The following is a 25,943-nucleotide window of genomic DNA, read 5'->3' on the forward strand; positions in this document are numbered from 1 at the left end:
TTGATTGAGCGGACCTATTGAGCAACGCAGTTATTCGCTTTTGTCGACGGTCTGGCACGCTTTTATAAAAAGCGTGTAAATAGTTGAGAATTATTAGAATTCTACATAGAAATAACAATTTCCTGTCTAAACCAAATGGAAACCTGAAAACCATACTAAGCTCTGATAAAAAAGCCGCGAAGATAGCCTATGGTTTTTTAGATTGATCCTGCCAGATAGGTCTGGGCCAAATGCAGATCGCTGGGTTTGTCTACATCTACTCCGACCTCGGCATAATCAGAAATCAGAGCTTTTCCGCTAATCCCCATCACTTCCGCAAAGCGCTTTTCCACCGCTGGTATAGAAAGCCTGTTTAAGAGATACTGCAGGGCTAATCCCAGCCCGAACAGGCGTGCCATAGCCAGGGGGCTTTTTCTTCTCTTGACCAGCTCTTGGGCCATATGCATGACCTGATTAATAACCCGGCTGCGAATGATAAACAAGTTGCCTCCGGTAAAAATTCCTTCCCGGAGCTTGACATAAGTTCGGGAAACCCCGGGAAATTTATGCTCATTTACTGCTTTACTGGTTATAGGATAAAAGAAATCGGCATGGTACTGCTCCGATTGAGCGATAAAATCGTCAATCGCAGCTGTAGTGATAAACGGAATATCGGTAGGCATAACCAGAAGGCTCTCACTCATATGCCGTTCTTTAAGCAGTTCGACTGCATTGGCAAAGCTTGCCATGGCGTTTTCACCGCCTTCAACGAACAGCAGATCGGGGTCTTTAGATAGTATTACGCGAAGATCTTTAACTGGACCGCTGATAACGATTCGACCAACGTTTTGGGAAGCCCGTAGGGCCCGATAAACATAACTAATCATGGGGCTGTTGCCGATTATAATCAAGGCTTCGTTTTCATAGGGCGCTATCTTTTTCAACTCAGAGGCATTCTGTCCCCCGGCCAGAATGATAGCATCATATAGCATCACAGTTCCTCGCTATCTGGGCAAACCATCCCGTTTAATCGATTCCATCATAACATTTTCGGCATTTTCAATATGATCCTGCGCCAACTGCCGTGCCAGGCTGACATCACGGGATTGTATAGCCTCTACAATAGCGCGATGCTCTTTTAAGGACTGATACATCCGTCCCGGAACAGACAAAGAAGTCATGCGCAATCGTTGGATCTGCTCACGAAGGTTATTTACGATGGCCCATAATCGTTCATTACGGCTGGCCTTATAAATAGCTTCGTGAAATTTGGTATCGATGTCAACCAGCTTATCAAAATCTGCAGTGGCAATAGCCTCCGCTTTGATCACCAGGCAGCGTTCCATAATTTCCAGCTCTTCATCAGTAATTCGCTCCGCCGCAAGACCAGCAGCCAATCCCTCCAACGAAGCCCTGATCTCGAATACATCAGCTATATCCTTGGTGGAAATATCCGCCACATAGGCTCCTTTGCGCGGAACCATGACGATAAAGCCCTCTAATTCCAACTTTCGCAGAGCTTCCCGTATAGGGGTCCGCGAAACCCCAAGTTCTTCTGCCATTTGTATTTCCATCAGACGTTCTCTGGGTTTGAGGGTGCCGTTAATTATGGCTTCCCTGATTGCTTCTAAGACCAGTTCCCTAAGCGGTTTGTAGGAGTCTAGATTAACCGGTAGCAATCTTCGTTCCTGCACTTTTCTCACCCCTGCCATAAGATGATACCAAAAACACTTCTTTATAATGCTCTAAAAATCTTTTTCTGGCCTGATCCGCAGCTTTCTCTTCGCCAAAGATGCCGAAAACGGTTGGCCCGCTGCCGGACATCAAGGCGTTAAGGGCGCCATACTTGATCATATCGGCTTTGATAGAGGCTATTTCCGGGTAGATCCCTATGCTTACCGATTCTAACACATTCACTAGATTTTTGGCTATATTCATCATATCACAATCCTGCCAGGCTGCAAGAAAAGCTGGAGTATCAGGCCTTTGCCTGATCTCGTCAGGGCGTAAACCCTGGTATACTCGGGCAGTTGAGACTTGATAATCAGGCTTAACCAGGAGTATCCAGGGCAGATACCTGTTGGGCATCTCTTCTAAAACCTCACCTCGTCCACGGGCAATAGCCGTAGCTCCTGGTAAACCCGGACAGGCTTGGTCTGCATCCGGCCAGTAATGCCGTCCCAAAAGACAAAAAGGGATATCTGACCCCAATTTCGTGGCGGCCTTCATTAAAACTGCCAATTCCAGCTTATAACCGAAGATTTGGTCCATGCCCCACAGAACTGCGGCAGCATCTGTACTGCCTCCGGCTAACCCTGCTCCCAGCGGGATATTCTTCTCAATACTGATGTCCACCCCTTCCCCATGCCCATATTCTGTCAAGAGAAGGTGCGCTGCTTTATAAGCCAGATTCCCCTGGTCGTTGGGTAAGGCCGGATGATTGGAGCGCAAGTTGATGGTCCCTTTGGGCCCTTCACGTATAGTAATGCGATCGATCAGGTTAATCTGATGCATTACTGACTCCAATTCATGATAACCGTCTTCCCTTTTATACTTGACGTCCAGGGTCAGATTCACCTTGGCCGGCGCTTCAATTATAAGCGTTTCCATATTATCCCCCATTTTTTTTACATTATATATCCTCACAAAGGAAAAGGGAACGACTGGGCCGTTCCCTTAATTAGGGGGGTTAGAGGAATTATGATTCATGATTTATCCTTCGTGCTGTTTTCCCATAAAGGTGATCTGCAAACCCTTGGGCAAGAACTTCAAGCATTTCAGAGTTATCTCCGCCTGCTGGGGGCTGTCCAGACTAAGGCCCTGATCTGAAGAAGATACCATACACAGGGGAGGAAAGAGTACACACCACCAGTTTTTGCCCTGTCCCTCGCCTATGATTACCCGAACCGCTTGATAATCCCCAGCCGGAAATACCAGATTGCCGTAGCTCTTGGTGGGAAAAGCGTACTGTCCCACCTCGACATCAACCGTATAGTCATAGCCATGCGCTGCGATGGTTTCCTCAGCGCTTCTTTTAATGGCGGGTATTTCTCTGATAGCGATCTGACGGGCCTGGTCCGCATTCGGGGCGTCTACCAGGACTTCTCGCATCTGTGCAACCACCTGATCCTTGACCATAAGTTTCAATTGCTGGTCACTGGGGTTGTCACTGTTAGCAATAACGTGTAATCGAAGCACATCCTGGCTCAGCGATGTACCCCGGATATCTTCCCATACATATGCAACCATGATCAATAAGATTATTCCGAGTAGAAGAAATGAAATTTTTTTCATGCAGCAAAACCTCCCTTCAAATTGGAGTATCTCCTAAATGGAAAGATATAAACCCGACTGTTGGCTTAAATCCGCATTAGATTCTAGCCATTAATTTATACATCATATAAAATGCCATTTTCTAAGGTGCTTTATACTGGACAAGTCTAAATATTATGGTTTTTATAACCACATAAAAAAGACAGCTTAACGCTGTCTTATGAAGTAATGGTGAAGTTACGCCGGCTTCGCCATTTATTTTAATTCTTAGGAGGATCGGTCTTGCCCTTCCTGGATACGGGATAAATATTCGCGAATGATCATGCGGACTAAAGCACTCCGAGAAATCTGGTTCTTTCTAGCCAATTCCTTGATATCGTTAACCTGACTTCTGGTCAAGTAAAAAGTGGCATGTTCGAATTTATCAGTTGCCATTTAAAACCTCCTCCCCGCTTCAGCTAGGTTATGTGGAATAGGCGATTGGTTTATCACCGCTATGACTTTGTGAATATTATATGTTGACAAAAGCGGTTATGTTACCGGCTTAGGCACTTAAGGCTTTGATCAACTCCTCGATCCGCCTTTCCATAACTTGCCTACCCTGTGCTATAATCCAGTCAGCTTTATCAATATCACCCAAACCTATGTTATCCAATACCGGGAAAAGCACCATATCAGCATATAGCTGTTCATCCATCACCGAGGTCTCATAGGTCAAAATCTCCAGGCTGCGGGAAATCAGAGCAGGTATGCCGTCCACATCACTGTGGTATTGCTCCTGCCCGAGGTCAATGGCCAGGATATATTCTGCTCCCATGGCGACTTGCACCCACGCAGGCACCATGCTTCTGAGTCCGCCGTCCACCATGAGCATATCGCCATATTTTCGCGGTACAAAGGTTGCAGGAATGGCGGTGCTGCATCGCACCGCTTCGCTCAAAAGGGCCTGGTGCAATACCTGCACCCGCCGCTGCCCAGTGGGAATGCGGCGGTTGCAGAATACCACCTCATAGCCGGTATTGATATTACAGGAAATAATGGCTGTGGGTATTTTAATCTGGTTCAAGGTCAATCCTCGAGTCCATTTATACATCAGCCGCTCCAGGCGGCGGCCTTTTATTACCCCCTGCAGGGGCCAATGGCTCCCCGGCAATAAAAGTCCTATAATATACTTTATCAAGCCGCCAATATTATAATCCAGATAGTCACATGGTTTAAGCTGCTTCACCTGCATAGCCATTTGGTCCGGTTTCATTCCGCTGGCGTATAAGGCGGCCACAATGCTCCCGGCGCTGGTGCCGGAAATAAATGTCGGTTTGATCCCGTTCTGCTCCAAAGCCTGCAAAACCCCGATATGGGCCAGGCCTTTTAATCCCCCTCCACCCAGTGCCAATCCCAGTTTTTTCATGGTATACTCTCCAGGATGTAATGTAATGTATTCTATACTATGCAATAGTTCACAGTAGTGACATCTCAGCCAAAATTAACCGGTTAACGGGTCCATTAAAAGCAGCACCTGCTTTACCCTATATTCAACGGTTGCAGCGCACCACCATATACCTGGAGATCTGCTGAATCAATTCGTTGTTGTTACGCTGAATTTCATCCCAAAATCGCCTGTAGTCATCATGCTCTGTTTCGCGGTGGAATTGACTGATGATCAGGTCTATATCCTGGTATTGCTGTAAAACTTTTTCAAGCCTGGCACGCATGGCATTTTTCGTCGGCCGTTCGATTCTTTTCAGGTTCCTCATTGATTCCTCCAAAAACAAATGCCCGGCATTACGCCGAGCATCGACCATTATGCTATTTGCACTCGTCGGGATCAATTTCCCCGTATACTATAACACAATGCATTTTGCCCAGTTTGTCAATAATGTCAACAAAAACCCGCAAGCAGATGGCGGTGCCGTTAAGCGGTTGGGACAGGTTGGCCGGGTTGCTAGAATCTTCGCTGTTGCCCAATATCTCGTAGTCAAAACTCCAGTTTCTCAGGCAGATTTCAGACTGATCAACCTCTTCTCTAAACTCTTCAACGCTGAGCGGCGGATCAAATTCGTCCAGTTCAATGACCTGACTATAACAGTCACTTACGGTGATGATTTGATATTCGTTTCCAACAATTACGAAGAGAATTACTTCAAATTCTATAAAGATTTTAACCTTGTTGTAACAGCTCAGATCTTCATAGGCCTGAATAACCTTGACTTTAATGTCCTCAACCGCACGAATCTTTCCTCCGACTTGTTCATCCGGTACACAGAAGACGGTGTCCAATACTTTAACCTGTTTTTCACAGAACTTGGCTTTTATCACCTGTGCCCATAAATCCAACATGCAACCCTCAGGAAATTCACATTTAAGGTCAGCCACGATACTTTCCCTCCTTGGTATTCTTGTTTTTCTCTATTTGTAGCGCGAAATCTGTCTGGGCAAATTTCTAGGATATACTATGAGGGATGGTGGCAAAGTGTGATTATCGTGGTTTATAGGGCGCACAATCAACAAGCTGTGCAGAGCGAGCGACGGAAGCGAAGAGCAAGGCGCTCAATAGGCCCGCGATTGAGGCGTACAAATAGTACGTTGATTGAGCGGGCCTATTGAGCAACGCAGTTATTCGCTTTTGTCGATGGTCTGAACCCGGAGACACCGCCTCCGGGTTTGATTGTTTTTTAATAAGCAGCCGATTTCCCCAGGGCAAAAAGGTGCCTGATCTTATCCCTCAGGTTAATCCGGCTATTCTCCGCTTTAGAAGCGGTTTTCCATGAGTTTTGTAAACTGGCAGCCGCCTCTTTTTTGTTGAGCTGCTCCTGCAAATCCTGTTTCATGCGGTTGGATTGCATCAATTGATTGACAAGCGCCTGACTGCGGTTTTCCGCCTTCCTTAGCGCATTTTTTAAACCGGTAAGGTTTTTCTCATAGATCATAATGCGGTGATTCAGTCTGTCGTTATCCTGGGAGAGCCGCTGTACTTCATATTCCAGATTACGAATGGTTTCAAGTATAATCTGGCCTGGATAGTAGGGCTCCAGATCGGCGGGCAGTTCTGACGGCAGGGTTTCGCTCAGATCTACGGCTTCATGCTGTACCGCTAAAATAGTGTAATTAAAATGAATTTTCACCCTTAATATCCGATCCTGCAGTTCACCTTCACAGATAACTTTGTCCGGTTCAACAATCATTCCGGTTTCAGGCTTGAGCTGTACGGGAGGATCAAAGCAATGAAGCGGCAGCCATTCTTTGAGTTCATCCTCAAAGCGCACCAAATCCGGTTTATGGTCGGGCTCCTGTAATAGAGCCAGGATACTTAATCGGATTATGTTTTCTACATATTTGCCATGGCTATTGGCCTTGCAACTTTGGACTTTTACTCGCAGGTCTTCTATAGATTGGTAGGATTTGTTAAGCTGATAAACACGATCTATGGCAACGCTCTGCGGGGAGTCCAGTTGGGCAAGAATAACTGGTGACCAAATCTTCGGCAAGTCACTAATACTCCTTTCCCTAGACAGTCATACTTCTTGGTCTATTTATATGGATGCCGTTTGCCAACTATGTCCCCGCCTGCACATATAAAAAAACTGCACCTTTGGGTGCAGTTTTTTTAATACCTTTTATGGATTTACCGATGGGATTCTGAACTCTTCATCTGCGGTATCGTATACGAACAGCTCCACCGTCTCGGTTAATACGTCAGCATAGCTGTAAGATACTCTTCTTTCGATTTTCCTCTCGTCAAGCTTGACTACGAAAATGTTGGGGTAAATGGATTCTAATATGCCTTCCCTTTCTATAATACGGTTTCTGCCCCGGTTGGCCTTTAGGCGAATTTTGCTGCCCACAAAAGACTCAAGATCCTTCTTGATGTCAGATATTGCCCTGGGAGAACTCATACTCATCCACCTGCTTTGCTCATTTATCATAATAATTGTATATCACAAAGCAGTACATGTCAATACTTGACCAATCAGTATATAAAAAAACGTCCTTCCTGTCAACATGATAATTGAGATTTATCTGGACTTGATTGGTTTTTTCAAAATACTTTAGTATTTAATGCTTGGTATGCTTATCGGCTACTTTGCTGGCAGCACATGCATTCGGCTTTATGCAGGCATTAAAACCGCAGCCGATTACCATACCGGTGATCTCTCGAATCAGTTCCTTGGTCTCGCCATGTGTACCGATATCAAGATGAATCTCCACCTCCATATCTTCACAGCCCTTTTGCCTTAATAATTGTTCCAGCTGGTCGGCCAATTCGAGGCTAAGGGAGGCTTCATAAAAAATTCGCTGGCGAAGGGATTTTACCCGAACCTCATAAGTCTTGTTGTAATAATATCTGGCGCCCTTACCTTGACGGTGAATAATAATCGCCGACACAAAGCAAGTATTGGTTACCCGGGGGTGGGAATCACTGCCTACGATCAATTTATAGGTCCGGTTTAAATCTTCACTTATGTATGCCAGAATATCTTCCACCACTTCGGTTAGCTCTAGTTCACCTTTGCTGGGACTATAGAAAGACATCTCAAATCAAACCTCCTGTGGTGCAAAGCTTTCGACTATCTGTGCGAATTGATCCAAAACGAGGTTTTCGGGTCTGGCCTGAGGGGATATTCCCAGTCCTTGCAGGGCGCGGGCGGCCTCCTCTTTTTCCAAACGAAAATGACTGCTGCTGATATTGAGAATGGTTTTGCGCCTTTTTTGAAAGCAAACCCTCATAAAACTGAAAAGCTGAAATTCACTGCCAACCTGAATCCTCTTCCCGGCTATAGGTTTCAATGAAATTACCGCAGATTCCACTTCCGGCTGGGGATAAAAGCAATGTTTCGAAACAGTGGTTATGTATTCTACATCACAATGATATCTGGTACTCAAGGTCAGCAGTCCATAATCTTTGCTGCCTGGCTGAGCTTTTAACCGCTCTGCCACCTCCTTCTGTAGCATTAAAACGGCCTGCGCGAGATGCGGGCACGATTCCAACAAGTAGAATATAATCGGGCTGGTTATATTATACGGTATATTGCCACAGACCTTAAATGATGATAATTCTTCCAAATTGAACGTTTTCTTAATCTCCGCTTCCATATCAATCGACAATACGTCCGCAAAAAGCAGCGTGGCATTATCGATGCCGTTTAGAGCCTCACGCAAAGGCCGTTCCATGCCTCGATCAATCTCAATAGCCAGTAACTTTCGGCATTTTCTGGCCAGCAGCGGGGTTAAGGCTCCGAGTCCGGGCCCTATCTCCACCACATAATCTTCAGCGTTTAAGTGGCACTCTTCTACTATTTTGCGCGCAATATTGTTGTCGGTCAGGAAATTTTGACCCCATCTTTTATGGGGGGCCAACTGAAAATGGTTTAAAACCTGTTTTACATTGGACAATTTACTTTCTCCTGTCCCTTTTCCCTTTTGGGGACTTATTACACATTATACATCAAATATGCCAAAACGCGTTTACTGAAAGGGACTTTGGTCCCTTTCTTAAACGCGCCCGGGCCTGGCCAGTTAAGGTTTGGGGTTATCTTTCTTTATTTGCTGGTTGATGGCGTTGATATCATCTTTCATAGTTTGAAACGGCTTACCATCGATCAAACCAGCCGCTACATCATTAATCTTCCTGATCAGGTTTGGATCTGTAGTAACCAATACATGCGACACCCGTGAGTCAACAGCTTTTAATTTCTGCCTGATTTCCTCTTTCACTTTGTTTTCGTCGGCACCGGATTTAATGGTAACTCCAACCATGGCCACTAATCCTTGAACCTGGGTTTCTCCCGGAGTCGGGCTGGGGGCTACCGTATCGCTCCCCATTTCAGTCAGAACCACTGTGGCATTTTGCACGCCTTCGACCTGCCGGGCCTGTTTTGATAACTTGTCAGATATTACCCGGCGGTCACTGGTGGTGAGCCCGGATGTCTCTGGCTGTGGTGTCTCAGGCTTTTGAGCAGGCTTTTGACATCCCGCGGCAAGAGCAGCCAATAACCCCAAACAGAGTAATAGCGCTATTATTCTTTTCAATCAACTTCCACCTCCACAATCAGTAATTTTATTTTCTGGTCCCGGTGGTAATTTAACTCAGGTAATAATTGGCAAAAAAAATAGGAAGGGCCTCCCTTCCTGGTTTTTAACAGACTTAATCTAGTATATAGAGCTTGACGTTACGTACTCCCCATTTGAGGCACTGGCCGCGGTCTTCCATGAACAGATCGATTCTATTGCCATAAACCGCCCCGCCTGTATCACAGGCAGTGCCATATCCATAACCTTCGATATATAAGCGGGATCCCAGGGGAATCACCGAGGGATCGACTGCAACTGTGCCGACGGCCGGTTTCGTGCCGGTTGCGGTATTGTTGCCAGTGTAGGTATAAGCACTGGCCCGGGCATAAAGAGCCTGTTTGAAACTCAATCGCAGATTGCCGCGTGACACTGAAGTAATATTGCCCATCGCAACGATCTTGTTCACTGGCTGTACGGTAGTTTTGCTATCGATAACCTCCCGCTTGACCTCCTGGCCATTATGATAGGTGATACGTACTGTATTGAGTACGGCGCCGTTTGCCCCTGGCCGCAGGGTTTTGGTCAATCCCTTTTCCAGGGTGTTGTCTTCCGTGCGCTCCTCTCCATAAGGCAGGACGGCCTCCTCCTGAGTATCCTGTTCGTTTACCCGAATGATCTCAATTTCCTGATTGGGCTGAGTCAATTCGCTGGCCATGGTTTTGACCAGGTCTTTTTCCCCCAGCGTAATGCCGGCTTCAGCAATGGCTTCTTTTATCGGTACCGGCGGGGGAATAAGCTCCTTTTTCTGTCCATCAGCAATCACAAATACCTTAAATGCTCGAATTACATTGATATTGGTGTTCTTTTGTACAGCGGCATTCAAATCAGGCTGAACCAGATCGTATTCACCCAGGACTATCCCATTTTGTTCTAACACCTGAGCTACACTGCAGCTAAAGAATACCTGATCTTTAATAATTTTCCCATCTACCGCAATAGCCACCGGCTTCTGCAAAGCAAAAACTAAACTGACTCCAAAGATCACCAGACCAAAGACCACTGCAAATAGATATGCGCCTTTTTTTATTTTCATCACGGTTCTCCTCCCTTCTCAAGGCATTGCGAGCTATTCCTTGAAAATGGAATCGAGGTATCATCCATTGTATAGAAAGCCCGTCTTAAAGTCAAATAATATGGCTATAACTGGAAGCCATTCCATATGTTGTTATACTATGATAGATTATGCTCCAGTTGTCCCTATTTTATTCTGAGAAGGGCAAAAACTATGCTGAAATGGCGGATGGGCTGACCGATAATAATCTCGAATTAAGCCATAATTTATCGGTTTAATTTCAGGATAGGTTAAAGAGTCGGCAGGTATTGAGACTGGTTTGATAGGCGATTTCGGCCAGGCTCTTTTGTCTCAGGCTGGCTAGTTTTGCGGCCACATGCATCACATTGGCTGGTTCATTGCGTTTTCCCCGTACCGGTTCGGGCGCAAGATAGGGGCAGTCGGTTTCGATGAGAATTCTCTCCAGGGTTAGGCGCGAGGCTACTTCTATAGTCTTCTTAGCATTTTTATAGGTTAATGGCCCGGCGAAAGAGATATAAAAACCTTCTTTCATCAGGTCAATGGCCATAGGCAGGTGACCGGAATAGCAATGCATTACCCCCTGGCAGCGACCAGCCTTTTCTTTTTTTATAATGTCCATCACTTCCTGGTGGGCGTCCCGGTCGTGAATAACAATAGGTTTGTACAACTCAGCCGCAATTTTGATTTGTTCCAGAAAAGCCTGACGCTGTATGTCCCGGGGGGACAAATCCCGGTAAAAATCCAGACCGGTTTCTCCGATGGCAACCACTTTGGGATCTCTAGCCAGGACATACAGCTTGTTGATGATGTCGGCGGTCAGGGTTTTGGCGTCGTGGGGGTGAACCCCAATTACCGCATAAACCTGATGATATTCGTGGGCCAGACGCACCGCTTCCAGGGAAGTGTCATAATCGTAGCCTACACATATAATTTTCCCGATATTGGCCGCCGCAGCTCTCTGCATTACCTGATCCAGGTCATTTGTGAAAGCCCGGTCCTGCAGGTGAGCGTGGCTGTCAATAAGTGTTTCATTATGTTTTTCCACTATTACTTTAATTCCTCTTATTGGTCTTTTATATCCCGGGCGATTATTTTTAACCCGGCTACTTTATACGGCTGCCACTGGGGAGATCCTTGTTTATCATCAATACTTCCAGGTTATCATCCCCTTCGGTTGAAGCGGCCAGAATCATGCCTTCCGAAAGCGTACCCCTCAGTTTGGTAGGTTTCAAGTTGGCCAGCAATACAACTTTCTTGCCGATCAGATCCTCCGGCTGATAGGCTTTAGCGATTCCTGACACCACAGTATGCTCCTTATCTCCCACCTGCAGCTTTAAGACCAGGAGTTTGTCGGTTTTCTCCATTTTGTAGCAATCCAGTACCAGGGCTACTCTTAGATCCAAGCGGGCAAAGTCTTCAATAGAGATCAACCCGTCGCCTTGCGGCTCGTTTTCTACCGGGGCTAGAGTTTTTTCTTCTGCTGTCATGTCTTCCTCCAGTGTCTTTAGGTCAATTCGGGGGAACAAAGCCGGCCCCTTGGCAACCTTCCGGGAAGGTTCCGTCAGGCCCCATTGGCCTGCCATATCCCAGCTCAATTGTGCAGGATCGGTAAATACCGGTAGCTGCATATTGACTCTTTCTGCCAGAGTAGGCATAGTGGGGGCTAATAAAACTACTGCAATGCGTATCGATTCTACCAGATTATATAAAACCGTTCCCAATCTGCCCTGGCTGGCCTGTTCCTTGGCCAGGCGCCAGGGTTCAGTTTCATCAATATACTTATTGGCCCGGGCCACCAGTTTCATCACCGCCAGGATATAACTTGAGAAGTCCAGCTTTTCAAGTTTGGCGGTAGCTTCCTGGCAGGCTGTTCGCGCGGTCTGCTTAAGCTCCTCATCCAGGCTGCCGGTTTCCGCCGGACCGGGGATAATACCCTCAAAATACCTGCTTACCATGGCGGCGGTGCGGCTGATCAGGTTCCCCAGGTCATTGGCCAGATCCGAGTTTATTCTGGTTACCAGCATTTCCTCAGAATACATCCCGTCTTGCCCAAAACTGAGTTCTTTTACCAGATAATAGCGAACCGCATCCACACCATATTTTCCCACCAGGGTTCGGGGATCTACCACATTCCCCTTAGATTTCGACATCTTCCCGCCTTCCAGCATAATCCAGCCATGAGCAAAAACCGTTTTCGGCAAGGGAAGATCAAGGGCCATCAACATGGTGGGCCAAATTACCGCATGGAAACGAACAATGTCTTTGGCCATTAAGTGCACGTCGGCAGGCCAGAACTTTCTGAATTGCTCTTCATCCTGCAAATAGCCGACGGCAGTCAAATAATTGATCAAAGCATCAAACCATACATATACCACATGCTTATTATTAAAAGGCACCGGAATACCCCAGCTAAACGTGGTTCGGGAAACACACAGGTCCTCCAGCCCGCTTTTAATAAAATTGACAATCTCATTGCGCCGGGACTCAGGCTGAATGAATTCGGGATGCTTATCTATATGTTCCAGGAGGCGCGGAGCATATTTGCCCATATTGAAGAAATAGCTCTCCTCCTGCAGCAGTTCCACGGCTCGTCCGCAGTCAGGACAATTCCCGTCCACCAGTTGTCTTTCCGTAAAAAAGGTTTCACAGGGGGTGCAATACCAGCCTTCGTACTTGGAAAGAAAAATATCGCCCTGGTCATAGACCTTTTGAAATATTTTTTGCACCACATCTTCATGCCGCTTTTCAGTAGTCCTGATGAAATCATTATGGGTGATAAGCATCGTATCCCATAAAGATTTGATGCTGGCCACGATTTCATCAACATAAGCTTGAGGCTCTTGGCCTTTTTCCTTGGAAACCTTCTCTATCTTCTGGCCGTGCTCATCCGTGCCGGTGAGATAAAATACTTCAAAACCTTGCATTCTTTTAAAGCGGGCTATACAATCAGCGGCCACGGTAGTATAGGCATGACCGATGTGAAGATTATCGCTGGGATAATAAATGGGGGTTGTAATATAGAAACGGTTCCGCTCTGACAACTTGGACCCTCCTGTCTGTTTATGCCTTCCCCAACCAGTATAAAGCAGTTTTCGCCAAATACAATGGTTTTCCCGTTTTTTGCTAAACCTGTTTATACCGCGGTCTATCCCCTATAGTTTACCACACAATTTATAATGTTAATCCATCAGCGATTTCTGGCGGGGTATCACTGCAGTACCAATACTACTGCTTGCGAAATTAAAACCTCAGAAGGTCATTCGACATTTACCACATATTTATGCCCTATATCTAGCTAATATGCCAGCAATATTACTAATTTTCACCATATTTCTTGACTATTTCTGCCAGCATTGGTATACTTTGTTTCGGAAGTTAATCGTAAAAACGAGGGAGGATTGCAGCATATGATGAAGTCAACCGGCGTAGTAAGAAAAGTGGATGAACTCGGTCGCATCGTGATACCTATCGAGTTAAGACGGACCATGGGAATAGAAGAGAAAGATGCTCTGGAGATCTACGTTGACAACGAAAAAATCATTCTCAAAAAATACGAGCCCGCCTGTATTTTCTGTGGTAATGCCGAAGAAGTAGCTAACTACAAAGGCAAGAACCTGTGCAGATCTTGCCTTTTGGAACTGGGTAAACAAGTAGGCTGATACATACTCACTATTTATGGAGTTCGTAGTAATTATATATGTCTGATTTTTTCAAGCCGTATTCCCGCGCCTTCATCAAGAAGGCTTCTTTTTTTCCCATTCCCTGCTTTATCAATTCGTCCACTTCTAAACTGATCGTGTGAAGGTCGGCGGATTTAACCGGTGGCCGGCAGCCTGCCACCACCAGGCAAAATTCCCCGCGGGGGGCATTTTCGCTAAAGTGCTGCACAGCGGTTGAGATGCTCCCCCTCAAGATTTCTTCGTGTATTTTGGTGAGTTCCCGCGCAACTACCAAATCCCGGTCTCCCCATATTCCAAGCATGTCTTCAAGGGTATTTAAAAGACGGTGCGGCGCCTCGTAAAAAACCAGAGTGTTCTTTATGTGCGCCAGCTCGCTGAGGGCGGTTAAGCGCTGTCTGCTGCGGGCAGGCAGAAAGCCGCGGAAAAAAAAGCCTTCGGTTTCCATTCCGGACATGCTCAGGGCGGCGATGACGGCTGAAGGACCCGGCACAACTTCTATTTTAATCCCGGAAGCGATCGCCTTCTGAATCACGCCCAGGCCGGGGTCGGATATCCCAGGCATTCCGGCATCTGTAACCAGAGCTACTGTTTTGCCGCTTAACAATTCTGCTACTATATAATTCTCCTGTTTGGGTCCGCTATACTGATGATAGCTCACCAGCTTCTTCTTTATTTTATAGCGGTTTAAGAGTTTAATGGTGTGGCGGGTATCTTCACAGGCAATCAGGTCTACCCTGCGCAGGGTCTTTAACAGGCGGATGCTTACATCCTCCAGATTGCCGATTGGTGTTCCGCATATGTACAGTATTCCCATGGAGATCTCACTTCCCCGGTCACTTCTATTTGATGCGGTGATTGTAAATCGATTCTACTTCCTGGCTGTAAATACCCGGAGCTTGATAGATTATAAGTGGCGGGTCTTCATGGTATAAGCAATCTTCTTCCCGCCGGCAGCTCTCTACCAGGACCAATTTGGCTTTATCAGCGGCAAAGGATTTCACCATTCTCAGGCGCGTAATTCTTAGCCCCCATTTGCCGCATTCCTTTCGGATTTCCTCCAGGCGTTCCGCTCTGTGGATCATGGCCAGGCGGCCCTCTTCTTTTAACAAATGTGCCGCTGCCGCTGTGATGTCGGCTAATTTAACCTCGATCTCGTGGCGGGCAATAGCCTCTTCCCGGTTTTGATTCAATTTGCCTTCGCCCGCTTTCCAAAAAGGCGGATTGCATATCACCAAATCAGCTTGCGATCCCGGCATATGCCCGGGTATGGCCTTGATATCCTGGCACTGTATGACGATGCGCTCCTCCAGCCTGTTGTACTTAACGCTTTGCCTGGCCCTTTCTACCATATCTGGCTGAATCTCTACACCGGTAATTTTCAAGGCGGGTTTCCGGTGGGATAACAGCAAGGGGATCACGCCGGTACCGGTTCCCAGGTCTATTGCCTGACGGACCTGATCTAAATCCGGGAAATGAGCCAATAAAACCGCATCAATAGAGAAGCGGTAGCCTCGTCGGGGCTGAATGATCTTTAACCCGCCTAAAATCAAATCGTCCCAAGATTCACTGGCTTCCTCACGGAATCCGATCATATCTCACCCCTGGCCAGCATAGCCGCACAGAATAAGCAGCCTTCGCTTCTTTCCTCGCCAAATGCCATGGGGCAAATATGGCGGCCATCCTGGTAAAATTTTTTGAGGCTATTTTCATATGGAATGTTATCCTCCGGACCGCAGCCCGCAGCATCAGTTCTTGCATCGAACTGACCTTCCCCCTCTAACGAGGCAGGCGCTTTCGCCGGCTGTTCTGTCAGGTCATTCCTTTTTTCATGAACTGCCAATTCCAGTAAGGCTACTCGCTCTTTTAATTCTCCTACCTCCAGAATTATATCCCGGAGAATGGTTTTTAACTCAGCGACTGTTCGGTCTATGGCTGCGGCCCTCCTGTGCTTTTATGTCGTACAGCTGCGATTCATATTTCAGGCAACACATCAATCGGCCACATATGCCTGATATCTTAGCGGGATTCAAAGATAAGTTCTGCTCCTTGGCCATTTTTATCGATACCGGCTCAAAATCCCCCAGGAAACTGCTGCAGCATAATTCCCGCCCGCAGGTCCCGATCCCGCCAAGCATTTTAGCTTCATCCCGCACCCCGATTTGCCGCAGTTCAATGCGGGTCTTGAAGATAGCCGCCAAATCCTTGACTAACTCCCGAAAATCGACCCGCCCTTCAGCTGTAAAATAAAAGATAATCTTGCCCATATCGAAAGTGTACTCGGCATCAATCAGCCGCATAGGCAGTTTATGCACATTTATTTTCTGCTTGCAGATTTCCAGAGCTTCTTTTTCTTTTTGCTTGTTTTTCTCATAATTGGCCTTATCCTGATCACTAGCCTTTCTGATGACTTTCTTCAATGGTAGAACCAGGTCTTTTTCCGGAACATCTTTTTTGCCCATCACCACAAGGCCGCATTCGATACCCCTGACAGTCTCGACGATCACCAGGTCCAATTCCTCCAGATCCAGATCTTCGCATTCGAAATAATATATTTTCCCAGCGGGCTTAAATCTGACTCCAACTACCCACGCCACAGCAGTAACCTCCTTAATATCCGGTCTTTAATCCCAAAAAACCCCTCTAACCGCGTAAGCTATATTAATCCCCAGGGTGAGAGGGTTCACATTATAGCGCAATTGTTTTTGCAGGGCTTGCACCCTGTTCACGGCAGCTCCAATTCTATCCAGAGCTGCAGCGGGAAGGGAATTTATCAGGTCTTCATGCTCGCTGATCATCAACAAAGCTGGATTGGCAGTAGACCGATAAACATATACATCTCTTAGTATAGTGGAGAGCATGTAACTGAGCAAATTGGGGGCCTTCTCAATGGCCTCTGCGGCTTCAAACAAGGCCGCCATTTTCCCCCGGGCCAATGCCACGAAAGCGTGGCGGGCCAGATCCCATTTCTCAGACAAGCCCGCTTCCTGTGCGATGTCAAGGGCCGCGGCTACACTGCCCTGACTGACTTGTGCCGCACGCCGGGCTTGTTCAACATCTATTCCCCGTGTTGTCAAAACGGCGACGATGTCCTCTTCGCTGACGGCTTGAAAGCGTACCGGCTGACAGCGGGACAATATGGTCTCCATTATGGCCGCTTCATCCGTCACCAGTATTAATATAGCGTACTCAGGCGGCTCTTCCAAGATTTTGAGCAAAGCGTTGCCAGCTTCGATAGTTAACAAATGGGCATCACGAATGATCACAAAGCGGTGTTTAGCGCGGTAAGGCTTTAAGGCCAGCCAGGGCTGCATTTCTTTGCTGATCTGATCCTTGCTCAGGCGGGTTTTATCCGCCATCCGTTCAATGATGAACAGGTCGGGATGGGCGCGGTCGGTCAAAAGAACTCTTCCGGCGGGGTCTTCCCTGGCCAGAATACCTGTGGCAAAGGCTATGGCAGCAGTCATCTTGCCTACGCCAGCAGGCCCATAATACAGGTAGGCATGGCTAAGGTTTTGATTATCGACGCAGGTGCGCAAAAAATCGACTACTTTATTCTGGCCAATTATCTTTGACAAATCATCCATTACTCATTCTCCAGACGACATGATTATATCATTAAGTCCACCAGCAGGCCGCGGATCTTATCTATGGCAGCCAGTATATCCACAGCATCCTGTTTCTTATTCATGAAGTCATTTAACAGATTATCCACTTCTGTATCGATGGTCTTTATAGTAATTAGTATGGTCCTGCCGCGCCGGTTAGCGCCTACATCCTGTTTCAACAAATATGCTCTGGAACCGGCTTCTTTGAGAAAATCCTTGATCCGGCTTTTATACAGCAACAAGTCATGAACCGTCAATCTGTGCCGCAATCGCTCACTTATGCGGTCTACCTCCTGCAAAATAGCCCCCATAATCTGGCGTATTTCAGCTTCCTGGTGCTGGCGCAGCTCCTGTTCAAACTGTGCCGGGCTGGTTTTTTTTACTTCATAAACATTGCTTCCCAGGGCATTTCTCAGCCGTTCTATACCTTTACCGTCACGATCAATACGCAACCGGCTTCCACCCCCGGCTCATAAGTAATTGTTGCAGGCAGTTGAGCGCATCAGCGGCCACATCTGCAAATGCCCGACCGGCATCAATAATATGGATGCGTTCCGATTCTTGACGGGCAAGCTCCAAATATCCCTGTCGCACCCGGGCCTGGAATTCGCGGCCTTCTTTTTCAAGCCGGTCGGCTGCTTCGCCATTTCGTCTCAACTCTCCAATTCCTGGCTCCAAGTCCAACAAAATGGTGGCATCCGGTAAAAGCCCATCAGTGCATAAACGGTTCAACGTATAAAGAAACTGCAAGTCCAACCCCCGCCCATAACCCTGGTAGGCAATGGTTGAATCAAGATAGCGATCGGCAAGCACTATTTTCCCTTGTTCCAGGGAAGGCCTTATCAACTGGTCTACTACCTGACTCCTGGCGGCGGCATATAATAAGGCTTCTGTGCGGGGCGTGATGTGGCGGTTTTCCACATTGAGCAACAGTTCTCTGATCTTTTCTGATATCACCGTTCCTCCGGGCTCTCTGATCTTAATAAGAGGATACTCCTGCCATACTTCCTGCAAATACTGAATTAAGGTGGTTTTTCCGCTTCCGTCTATGCCTTCCAGGCTGATCAGCAATCCTTCACCCATATCAATGCTCCTAATCAGTTTAAGTTTGATCGATGATTCTTATTTTGTCCAGATCAGGATCCAATCCCTGGACATGGCTCCCGGTGTTGATCAATTCAACCATGTATATGTAAATTTCCGGAGAGACAATTTCTCCCGGAAGCAAACAGGGAATTCCGGGTGGATAGGGAACCACCATTTCCCCGGAGATTTTTCCCACGCTATCCTTCAGAGGCACTGCAGTTTTGGCCGCAAAATAAGCCTCCCGGGGGCTCATTTGTACTTGAGGGGCAGGCAACTGCGGGGTCGCTGTTCTTACCGCCGGACTTTTGCAGCCGATATGCCGGGAGATCCGGTATAGCGCCTGATATAATCGCTCCCAGTCCTCGTGGTCATGGAAGATGGACATCATGGCCAAAATGATGTCTCGGGATTTCCATTCTACTTCTATATTCCAATCGTCGCGCAGCCGCTTGGAGACGGCAAACCCATCTTCCGCCAGGCCCTGCACCGATATCAGTATTTTCAAGGGATCTATCGCTTCCACTCCTGTTACCATTAATTCCTGAGATAAGCAGCGAATCCCTCTTATGCTGTTAATTTTATTGCGATAATAACGCGAAAGGCCAAGAGCCCGCTCTAAGGCTTCTTGGCCGTGGCATTCCATCCAATCCCTGGCCAAATCGATAGAGGCCATAATCAGGTAGGAAGGACTGGTGGTAGTTAAAAGACTGCAGGCTCTTACAAATCGATCCGGGCTAGGACATGATTCTCCAATGTGCAGGCAGGCCCCCTGGGTTAATACCGGCAGGGTTTTGTGCAATCCGTTGATAACCACGTCTGCGCCCCCGGAAAGTGCTGTGCGGGGATACTCGGGATGAAAATAAAAATGTCCCCCGTGGGCCTCGTCAACCATCAAGGGAATCTTACGGTTTTTAAGCAAAGCCGCTATGTCTGCAATATGACAGGTCGTCCCATAATAGCTGGGACTCACCAGTGCAACCGCATCTACATCAGCATGCTTTTCTAAGAGGGTTGTAATCTTCTCTTCTGTAACTGCCAACGCTAAACCATCGTCATTTACCTGGCAGGGGATATAAACGGGATTGGCTCCGCTAAATACCATACCAGCAAAAAAGGAACTGTGGGCATTACGCGAAACCATAATCTTGGCGTTCTGCCCCAGCCCCAAAAAAAAGCTGTGAATGCCTGAGCTGGCCCCATTTACCAGAAAATAGCTCGAAGAAGCACCGAAGGCCCGGGCCATTAATTCTTGCCCTGCCTTTATAGGACCAGAAGGCCAGTGCAGGTCATCAAGACCGCTGATTTCAGTTAAATCAAAATCAATAATGCCTTGGAATGAAGGAGGAAAGGCATCTTTACGACCAGCATGTCCAGGCATATGCAGCCTCAAACCTGAAATCTGACAGTATTCATTTATTGCAGCAAATACCGGTGTTGTTGAACACAAATTGCATACTCCCTGTAAACAGCCACAGGTTAGTAGATCGAACGTAGCCCGTCCATAATGCGGTGATATTCAGCGCTGCCTACCGGGGTTTCCATCAATATTGCTTCGCATTCATGACACAAAAAGGCTTTCCCCAGTTTAAGTCCTCCGCGAATACCCGCCTGAGGGATTTGATGGCAAACGCTGCAGCGCGGCACCACACAGTCGCGGTACACCGGTTTTCTTACAGAAGATAACGGGTTGCTTTGCATTTGATACTTCCTTTTAGTTGGATTTACCGATTATCCTGGTATACCTAGAGTATGCACATAACCAGCTAAGTGCTATAAGTAATCAAAGCCTTATTTTAGCAGCATCTCCGTATATTAACACCAGATATGATTGGCTCTAAAGACGATTGTACCATTCTTTTCCTTTTCTGAGCAGTCTTTATTAATGTTTTAATCGATGCTACTGGCTATCTAATACAAAGCCAGTCTTACTTCCGCCCGTTTCTCCGCCGGTGATTTAAGCTATTAACGGCAGTCCCATTGTTGCCTTTTCACAAATGTTTAAGATTGTGTTCCTTTTAGAGCCATTATAGTAGCAATTGGAAAGCTAAATTAATACTATATACAAAATTATATAGTAACGGAGTGGAGTGCCATGTTTAAAAATAATAATGCGCCCATTAAGTGGGGAAGGTTTCATGTTCATGCCGCTAAAGCAAAGCCCAGGCCGCCTATCAATACGGAATGCGTCGAAGCCTGTGATGCCGATGTGAATATGGAAAGACAGCATAATTCTAAATATGAAGATGATTGTAAAGAACTAGTCAGCAAACATACTACTTGTGTTAAAACCGCTTATCAAAGAGCGATTGTATCTGTACCGGTAGCTGTTAAACCATTTTCTGTTCCCGGCCCTACCCATACGTTATGCTGCAGTGAACCGGTAGTAACAAATGTACGCTGCACCGGAACCAAAGAGAAGATTTGCTATTTCACCATTTCTCAGGAAATCTGCGTTGAGGTACCTATCCATTTCGGCGCTGAAGCCCAGGTGGGTGAGCCCGGGGTTGACTGTCTGAGAACTTCACTCGAAGACTGCGAAGACTGTGTGGAATGTGATGATTGAACTGAATGCCTGCCTTTCAAACCTGTTTCCGACCCCGGAAGAGATCAGTAGCGGAACCTGCACTGGTGAGATCAAAGGAACCTGTGTCTTTACAGTATCTCATCAGCTTATCTGTGTTGAAGTACCGGTCACTTGGAGTGCAAATGCCACACCCGGAGCAACCTTCGTTCAAGGCAATCCAGCAATTAGCTGGAGCTTGTGAATGTCCTCCTGAAGGCAACGATGACTGAAAATTATCGGTGCTAGGCGCCGGCTATTAATAAATGGGCAGGGGTACTTTAAACCTTGTCCCTTTTTATTTTTATGTTGATTCTACTGCTTCCTTCTATGTTTAGTAACATTTTTACCATTACTCCATATAATGTCATAAATAGAAAGGAGGTGCACTATGTCTAACAACCGAAGAAGACATGTACACAATTTTTCCGGCAGAACTCAAATAAATGATAATCACCGCCACGGCTTTTCCGGGCGTACCGGGGTAAATCTGCTGCCGACCCGCAGTGGCAGACATCGTCACAGATATAATGTGCGCACAGCTAGAGTGGATGATCATCGCCACCGTTTGATAAATATCACCAGCCTCAGTATTAATATTGGTAATGGCCGGCATATACACCGATCGTTTCTTAGGTTGTCTACTCGTGATGACGGCCATAGACACCGTTATCGCTTCGTTACCGGGAGGAATATTCCAGTATAAAGCCAAGGGCAGGCAGAAGGACTGTCCCCTTGCCTGTGCCGGTATCCGCCCCAATTTTTATATTAGCTCAGAGTAATACAGGGCTTTTGTCAGCCCTGTATTTTTCATTCACTCTTGATTTACGTTTTTGTTTTAACAGAAGAGGTTACTTCTAACCAAGGCCGTATCTGACGCTATGTGATTTAAAGATCAATAAACTTGACCTTTACCCCTTCAACGGTGTCCAGCTCATCGAACAAGGCCTGGATATCTTTTTCCTTCCCAAACAACTGCAACATAATCAAACCATCCATCGAGCACTGGTCTTCACTGACATCATGAAATCCCACCCTGGTTTTGATATTGCACCCGTAGCTGGTTAAGATCTCCTGTACATCGGGCGCATGGTCGGGCCGGTCATTGGTTTTGATAGCCATGATTGGACCCATGTAAAAGACCCCTTTCATTTACATAGTAATCGCTGCATCAAGCCCAACGCCTCCTGGACTCAGAATGCTCTATATAGCTTGGCATTTTGGACTGCAATTAATACAAGGCTCGGTTGGCCTTTCTAAAGGGCATTTCAAGCCCGCAATCGTCTAACAGCCGCTGGTCTTCAAGACTTCGCCCGTTCGCTGAGATGTTTCTTTAAGCGCCATCCGGGTTTTAAGCTCTCTTTCACTAACCATTTTTCCCCATCCGCATACCATGTATTAAATATCTGTAAAGAAGGCGATGGTGTGAGTTATAGGGTGTGCTTCGCCGCTTACCTGCGGCGCCAGGGGCGCAGGGAGCCGACGGTGAAAAGCTATGTCCGGGCATTGTCGGAGTTCTGCCAGTACAGCGGCGGGCAGGGGAGGAAATCCGGTCTGTGCAAGGATTTGGCCCCCGCTCGGGTGGAGGCTTACAAGCAGTACCTCCTCAATAATCGAGGTCTGCGGCCGTCCACAGTAAACCGGCGCCTTTCGGCCTTATCCGCCTTGGCCCGCTTTCTGATGGAGCGGGGGATGCTGGCGGCCAATCCGCTGGAACTGGTCACACGCGCCGGCCGCAATGCGTTGCGGCGGGAAGATATGCAGATCATCTGGCAGGATGTCCAAACGCTGCGGGCCGAAGTGCACAAAGATATGATGAATGTTCGTGATCGTGCGGTGGTGGAACTGCTCTACGCCGGGTTAACTGTCCGGGAGTTGTGCGGCCTGAAGTATGATGAGAGCTGGAGCCCGGACAACAACACCATCACTGCGGGGCAGCGCCTGGTAGCACTACATGCCCGGGCCTGCCTGGCCCTGGAGCATTACATGATATTAAGGCCCATATTGCGCGGGGACTATTTGCTGGTCGGCGGAGGCCCGGGGTGGTCGCTAAAACCAGGCAGTGTCTACCGGACTCTGCGCCGACTGGCACGGATATGCGATGTTAAGACCGGGGTCAGGGAATTGCGGCTGGGGCGTTACATGACTGAAGTGTACGGATTTGCATCAGCTTTCATTGCGGCGGCGGCATAACTCTTCTTGGTGCTGCCCCCCATAAATTGCCCTTTAATTGAGAAAGAAGGCTTTAGGTACCCTGATTCATTAACCCCTGCACAAGATCGCCAACAAGGCGGGTTCAGATGCCTAATCGTTGGGTCATATTTCGCAATACCCTTTGATTTTGCCCCCGAAAGGTTTAACTCCTCGCAAAAAGCTGGAAAGGTATTTTGACGAAAGCGGTTTAACCTATCGCGTGATCATGGAATCCTCTTAATATCGAACTGAGTGCTGTTTACGTCGAAATGGGTCTGGGGATTTCCTTTGCGACGATAGTTAGCGATCTTCCGGCCTTTGCCCAGAGGGATTTCAGGTTTATATCATTGGGGCATTATTTTGATGCTAATTACTTAAGTTTGGTATTTAGAAAAGATAAAGCCAACAAGTCCTTTCTAAAAGCCTTCATTGATATAGCTCTATATGACCCAGACTGCAGGCACGGGGACGATTCTTTTGCCTGCCTGGAAAAGTAAATTAATCCTGGCGACCGTGCCTGCCTAACATTTCTTAAAACCTCCATATATTTGTAATTACTCTATTGTTAATTCGTATAACTAGTAATAACAAAAGGGGAGGTTTGGGAAGGTGCAGGAAAAAGCGAATCTTCAGTGGACCTGGATAGCAGTTGCGGCGGTTCTTGCGGTCGGATTGATGCTCTCATCATGGATTGTCAGTAATGGCATGTTGAAGCTTAAAGCCAGCGGAAATTCAATTACCGTAACCGGTTCTGCCAAACAGCAGCTTAAATCGGACTTGGCGGTATGGACCGGCATGTTTACGGCTCAGTCCCCGGAACTCACCGGAGCTTATGCAAAACTTAAAAACAGTCAGGATAAGGTGAAAAACTACCTGGTTGAAAAGGGTTTTACTGAAAAGGACATTATTTTCTCATCCATCAATACTGATATCCGTTATGTTCTGCTGGCAAACGGCCAGTATTCCAACCAAGTGGAAAGCTACAGACTCAGCCAAAATGTTGAGATCAGGTCTGATCAAGTTGACCAGGTGGCCGCTTTGTCCAGGGAAGCCACCGATCTCATCAATCAAGAGGTAGAGTTCTATTCCAACCCGCCCCAGTTCTTTTATACCAAGATTGCCGATCTAAAAGTGGAGATGCTGTCATTGGCAACCCAGGATGCACTCAAAAGAGCGGAACAGATAGCCTCCAATTCCAACAGTAAAGTGGGGGCTTTGCGCGGTGCCAAAATGGGCGTTTTCCAGATTACACCCTTATATTCAAACGAGATCTCCGATTATGGCATAAACGACACCAGCTCCCTGGACAAAGAAATAACCGCGGTGATGAACTGTGAATTTGAGGTAAACAAATAAGCAAGGGCGACAAAGGGGGGTCCAGCTGACGGCATTTTGGACAAAATGCCGTCAGCTGGCCCCCCCTTTGTCGCCACGTGGCCGTGTAACCATCGGGGCCGTTCCTTTAGAACAGCAGAATGAAGGTGGTAATTGCCATCCCAATACCCCGTTGTAAAGCGCACTTGACATTACCTGCATAAGATCTTATACTATCTGTAAAGCTAGCTTTACACTACAATAAGGCGGTGAGATTATGAATAATCGCCTGCGCGAAATGCGAGAAAAGGCAGGCATGACTCAGGAAGAACTTGCCGCCCAGGCAGGTGTCTCCAGACAAACTATTATTTCGTTAGAAAAGGGGAAATACAATCCTTCCATTATCCTGGCCTATAGTTTATCTAAAGTCTTTAACATCAGTATTGAAGAGCTATTTCTTCTCAATGAAGGAGGTAGTAAAAATGACTAACACTAATATGCGGCTTATGAAACATTTGATATTAGCGCTGATTGCCGGCATAGCCGTGTGGCAGATAGCAGCAGGAAATAGTTCCTTTGGTATGGGGCTGTTGATAGGTGTAATCGCAGCAGCAGGTTCTCTGGAAATAAAGCAGCGTCGTATCAGTGAAATGCAGAAAAAGGGCATGAATCCTTATGATGAACGGGCCTGGTCTTTAGCCGGTATGGCCGCTTATGGCGCCATTAGGATATATGCAATATCTCTTGCAGTCATCATACTCGTGGGATCAATCTGGGGTCCGCAAATCCAAGTAACTCCTTACAACTTATTAGGCCTGTGCCTGTGTGCATTACTGGGATTATATGTTGGCAGCTATTATTATTACAATCGCAAATTTTAACTTGTGCAAGCTGGGCACGGCAGGGGGGCAGGCAGCCTTTCCCCTGCCGTTTGCCTCACGGCCTGCCCCGGTTGGCTAACCAAACCCAGAAAAATCATTAATCCTGCTTCCTTGATTGCGCGAAGCGAAGCGGAGGCGCATCAGTGTCCCCGAAAGGGGGGCAACGTCCTACTCCGACGGTGCCATTCTGGCACCTAGTGCCGCCAAATAGAAGGCCCAAAGGCCTGACTGGCGGCGCCCACAGCTGAACTGCAATTCTACCCAGAAAAA

At 47.1% G+C, this 25,943-nt stretch carries 34 protein-coding genes; 7 read left to right on the forward strand and 27 right to left on the reverse strand.

Translation table 11 applies throughout. The features are described from left to right. Positions 1-197: 197 nt before the first annotated feature. From B3W37_RS05990 to metG, 16 genes are all read right to left on the reverse strand, one after another. Positions 198-971, reverse strand: coding sequence for a nucleotidyltransferase family protein (locus B3W37_RS05990; RefSeq protein ID WP_481042102.1), 774 nt, complete (start codon positions 969-971; stop codon positions 198-200). A 12-nt stretch (positions 972-983) separates the two neighbouring features. Next, a complete protein-coding gene (locus B3W37_RS05995; protein WP_481042100.1) occupies positions 984-1,673 on the reverse strand; it encodes a GntR family transcriptional regulator in 690 nt (229 codons plus the stop codon). Next, positions 1,645-2,589, reverse strand: coding sequence for a 4-(cytidine 5'-diphospho)-2-C-methyl-D-erythritol kinase (gene ispE / locus B3W37_RS06000; protein WP_483175071.1), 945 nt, complete (start codon positions 2,587-2,589; stop codon positions 1,645-1,647). The genes B3W37_RS05995 and ispE overlap by 29 nt, the downstream gene beginning before the upstream one ends. 102 nt (positions 2,590-2,691) lie before the next feature. Next, complete coding sequence (spoIIR, locus tag B3W37_RS06005) at positions 2,692-3,273, reverse strand: stage II sporulation protein R (protein WP_483175073.1); 582 nt, start codon at positions 3,271-3,273, stop codon at positions 2,692-2,694. Positions 3,274-3,519: 246 nt separating this feature from the next. Next, complete coding sequence (locus B3W37_RS06010; RefSeq protein ID WP_481042094.1) at positions 3,520-3,687, reverse strand: ribbon-helix-helix domain-containing protein; 168 nt, start codon at positions 3,685-3,687, stop codon at positions 3,520-3,522. A 109-nt stretch (positions 3,688-3,796) separates the two neighbouring features. Further along, positions 3,797-4,660: a patatin-like phospholipase family protein gene (locus tag B3W37_RS06015; RefSeq protein ID WP_481042092.1), complete on the reverse strand. Its 864-nt coding sequence runs from the start codon at positions 4,658-4,660 to the stop codon at positions 3,797-3,799. A gap of 124 nt (positions 4,661-4,784) precedes the next feature. Beyond that, entirely contained in the window at positions 4,785-5,006 is a 222-nt protein-coding gene (locus tag B3W37_RS06020; protein WP_483169960.1) for a hypothetical protein, read from the reverse strand. 52 nt (positions 5,007-5,058) lie between these two features. After that, complete coding sequence (locus B3W37_RS06025) at positions 5,059-5,625, reverse strand: hypothetical protein (RefSeq protein WP_483169959.1); 567 nt, start codon at positions 5,623-5,625, stop codon at positions 5,059-5,061. Positions 5,626-5,924: 299 nt separating this feature from the next. Further along, on the reverse strand, positions 5,925-6,737 hold the full coding sequence (locus B3W37_RS06030; protein WP_483169958.1) for a hypothetical protein: 813 nt from the start codon (positions 6,735-6,737) through the stop codon (positions 5,925-5,927). Between the two features lie 129 nt (positions 6,738-6,866). Continuing rightward, entirely contained in the window at positions 6,867-7,145 is a 279-nt protein-coding gene (locus tag B3W37_RS06035) for a Veg family protein (protein WP_481042084.1), read from the reverse strand. Positions 7,146-7,305: 160 nt separating this feature from the next. Next, positions 7,306-7,782 (reverse strand): ribonuclease H-like YkuK family protein, encoded by a 477-nt coding sequence (locus tag B3W37_RS06040; protein ID WP_481042080.1) that lies wholly within the window; start codon positions 7,780-7,782, stop codon positions 7,306-7,308. A 6-nt stretch (positions 7,783-7,788) separates the two neighbouring features. Beyond that, the gene (gene rsmA, locus B3W37_RS06045; protein ID WP_483169956.1) at positions 7,789-8,643 is read right to left on the reverse strand and encodes a 16S rRNA (adenine(1518)-N(6)/adenine(1519)-N(6))-dimethyltransferase RsmA; all 855 of its coding nucleotides are present in this window, start codon (positions 8,641-8,643) and stop codon (positions 7,789-7,791) included. A 123-nt stretch (positions 8,644-8,766) separates the two neighbouring features. Next, positions 8,767-9,279 carry a YhcN/YlaJ family sporulation lipoprotein gene (locus B3W37_RS06050; protein ID WP_481042076.1) on the reverse strand — a complete coding sequence of 171 codons (513 nt, stop codon included), beginning with the start codon at positions 9,277-9,279 and terminating at the stop codon, positions 8,767-8,769. 115 nt (positions 9,280-9,394) lie between these two features. Continuing rightward, complete coding sequence (locus B3W37_RS06055) at positions 9,395-10,354, reverse strand: 3D domain-containing protein (protein ID WP_483175074.1); 960 nt, start codon at positions 10,352-10,354, stop codon at positions 9,395-9,397. A gap of 259 nt (positions 10,355-10,613) precedes the next feature. Further along, positions 10,614-11,399, reverse strand: a complete 786-nt coding sequence (locus B3W37_RS06060; protein WP_483169954.1) for a TatD family hydrolase — start codon at positions 11,397-11,399, stop codon at positions 10,614-10,616. A gap of 58 nt (positions 11,400-11,457) precedes the next feature. After that, on the reverse strand, positions 11,458-13,395 hold the full coding sequence (gene metG, locus B3W37_RS06065) for a methionine--tRNA ligase (RefSeq protein ID WP_483175075.1): 1,938 nt from the start codon (positions 13,393-13,395) through the stop codon (positions 11,458-11,460). Between the two features lie 369 nt (positions 13,396-13,764). Between metG and B3W37_RS06070 the strand changes: the two genes are divergently transcribed. Further along, positions 13,765-14,013: an AbrB/MazE/SpoVT family DNA-binding domain-containing protein gene (locus tag B3W37_RS06070; RefSeq protein WP_481043062.1), complete on the forward strand. Its 249-nt coding sequence runs from the start codon at positions 13,765-13,767 to the stop codon at positions 14,011-14,013. Positions 14,014-14,023: 10 nt separating this feature from the next. Here the strand turns inward: B3W37_RS06070 and rsmI are convergent, their stop codons facing one another. The 9 genes from rsmI to B3W37_RS06115 are packed head-to-tail and all read right to left on the reverse strand — an operon-like array spanning position 14,024 to position 20,423. Next, positions 14,024-14,848, reverse strand: coding sequence for a 16S rRNA (cytidine(1402)-2'-O)-methyltransferase (rsmI, locus tag B3W37_RS06075; RefSeq protein ID WP_483175076.1), 825 nt, complete (start codon positions 14,846-14,848; stop codon positions 14,024-14,026). A gap of 25 nt (positions 14,849-14,873) precedes the next feature. Further along, positions 14,874-15,626, reverse strand: a complete 753-nt coding sequence (locus B3W37_RS06080; RefSeq protein ID WP_483169947.1) for a tRNA1(Val) (adenine(37)-N6)-methyltransferase — start codon at positions 15,624-15,626, stop codon at positions 14,874-14,876. Continuing rightward, positions 15,623-15,964, reverse strand: a complete 342-nt coding sequence (locus B3W37_RS06085) for an initiation control protein YabA (protein ID WP_483175086.1) — start codon at positions 15,962-15,964, stop codon at positions 15,623-15,625. The genes B3W37_RS06080 and B3W37_RS06085 overlap by 4 nt, the downstream gene beginning before the upstream one ends. Continuing rightward, positions 15,945-16,628: a PSP1 domain-containing protein gene (locus B3W37_RS06090; protein ID WP_483175077.1), complete on the reverse strand. Its 684-nt coding sequence runs from the start codon at positions 16,626-16,628 to the stop codon at positions 15,945-15,947. The genes B3W37_RS06085 and B3W37_RS06090 overlap by 20 nt, the downstream gene beginning before the upstream one ends. A 27-nt stretch (positions 16,629-16,655) precedes the next feature. Further along, the gene (locus tag B3W37_RS06095; RefSeq protein WP_483175078.1) at positions 16,656-17,618 is read right to left on the reverse strand and encodes a DNA polymerase III subunit; all 963 of its coding nucleotides are present in this window, start codon (positions 17,616-17,618) and stop codon (positions 16,656-16,658) included. Positions 17,619-17,641: 23 nt separating this feature from the next. Continuing rightward, positions 17,642-18,091 (reverse strand): YaaR family protein, encoded by a 450-nt coding sequence (locus B3W37_RS06100; RefSeq protein WP_483169943.1) that lies wholly within the window; start codon positions 18,089-18,091, stop codon positions 17,642-17,644. After that, positions 18,081-18,722, reverse strand: a complete 642-nt coding sequence (gene tmk / locus B3W37_RS06105) for a dTMP kinase (RefSeq protein ID WP_483175079.1) — start codon at positions 18,720-18,722, stop codon at positions 18,081-18,083. Before tmk ends, B3W37_RS06100 begins: the two co-directional genes overlap by 11 nt. A 19-nt stretch (positions 18,723-18,741) precedes the next feature. After that, positions 18,742-20,172, reverse strand: a complete 1,431-nt coding sequence (locus B3W37_RS06110) for an aminotransferase class I/II-fold pyridoxal phosphate-dependent enzyme (protein WP_483175081.1) — start codon at positions 20,170-20,172, stop codon at positions 18,742-18,744. A gap of 29 nt (positions 20,173-20,201) precedes the next feature. Beyond that, complete coding sequence (locus B3W37_RS06115; RefSeq protein ID WP_481042054.1) at positions 20,202-20,423, reverse strand: sigma factor G inhibitor Gin; 222 nt, start codon at positions 20,421-20,423, stop codon at positions 20,202-20,204. A gap of 394 nt (positions 20,424-20,817) precedes the next feature. Here B3W37_RS06115 and B3W37_RS06120 point away from each other — a divergent pair, with 394 nt between their 5' ends. Both B3W37_RS06120 and B3W37_RS06125 read left to right on the forward strand, forming a co-directional pair. Further along, positions 20,818-21,288, forward strand: a complete 471-nt coding sequence (locus B3W37_RS06120) for a hypothetical protein (RefSeq protein WP_483169939.1) — start codon at positions 20,818-20,820, stop codon at positions 21,286-21,288. Beyond that, a complete protein-coding gene (locus tag B3W37_RS06125; protein ID WP_483175082.1) occupies positions 21,281-21,490 on the forward strand; it encodes a hypothetical protein in 210 nt (69 codons plus the stop codon). Before B3W37_RS06120 ends, B3W37_RS06125 begins: the two co-directional genes overlap by 8 nt. A 162-nt stretch (positions 21,491-21,652) precedes the next feature. On the opposite strand, the gene B3W37_RS06130 is transcribed toward B3W37_RS06125, so the two are convergent. Beyond that, positions 21,653-21,997 carry a hypothetical protein gene (locus B3W37_RS06130; protein ID WP_483175083.1) on the reverse strand — a complete coding sequence of 115 codons (345 nt, stop codon included), beginning with the start codon at positions 21,995-21,997 and terminating at the stop codon, positions 21,653-21,655. 176 nt (positions 21,998-22,173) lie between these two features. Next, on the reverse strand, positions 22,174-22,407 hold the full coding sequence (locus tag B3W37_RS06135) for a CPF_0552 family protein (RefSeq protein WP_483175084.1): 234 nt from the start codon (positions 22,405-22,407) through the stop codon (positions 22,174-22,176). Positions 22,408-22,710: 303 nt separating this feature from the next. Between B3W37_RS06135 and B3W37_RS06140 the strand changes: the two genes are divergently transcribed. From B3W37_RS06140 to B3W37_RS06155, 4 genes are all read left to right on the forward strand, one after another. After that, the gene (locus B3W37_RS06140) at positions 22,711-23,478 is read left to right on the forward strand and encodes a tyrosine-type recombinase/integrase (protein ID WP_483175085.1); all 768 of its coding nucleotides are present in this window, start codon (positions 22,711-22,713) and stop codon (positions 23,476-23,478) included. 609 nt (positions 23,479-24,087) lie between these two features. Then, the gene (locus tag B3W37_RS06145; RefSeq protein ID WP_483169936.1) at positions 24,088-24,834 is read left to right on the forward strand and encodes an SIMPL domain-containing protein; all 747 of its coding nucleotides are present in this window, start codon (positions 24,088-24,090) and stop codon (positions 24,832-24,834) included. Positions 24,835-25,069: 235 nt separating this feature from the next. After that, the gene (locus tag B3W37_RS06150) at positions 25,070-25,282 is read left to right on the forward strand and encodes a helix-turn-helix transcriptional regulator (protein WP_483169935.1); all 213 of its coding nucleotides are present in this window, start codon (positions 25,070-25,072) and stop codon (positions 25,280-25,282) included. Beyond that, the gene (locus tag B3W37_RS06155; RefSeq protein WP_483169934.1) at positions 25,275-25,673 is read left to right on the forward strand and encodes a DUF2178 domain-containing protein; all 399 of its coding nucleotides are present in this window, start codon (positions 25,275-25,277) and stop codon (positions 25,671-25,673) included. The genes B3W37_RS06150 and B3W37_RS06155 overlap by 8 nt, the downstream gene beginning before the upstream one ends. Positions 25,674-25,943 lie beyond the last annotated feature (270 nt).

The organism is Syntrophomonas sp. UBA5494 (assembly GCF_002426325.1).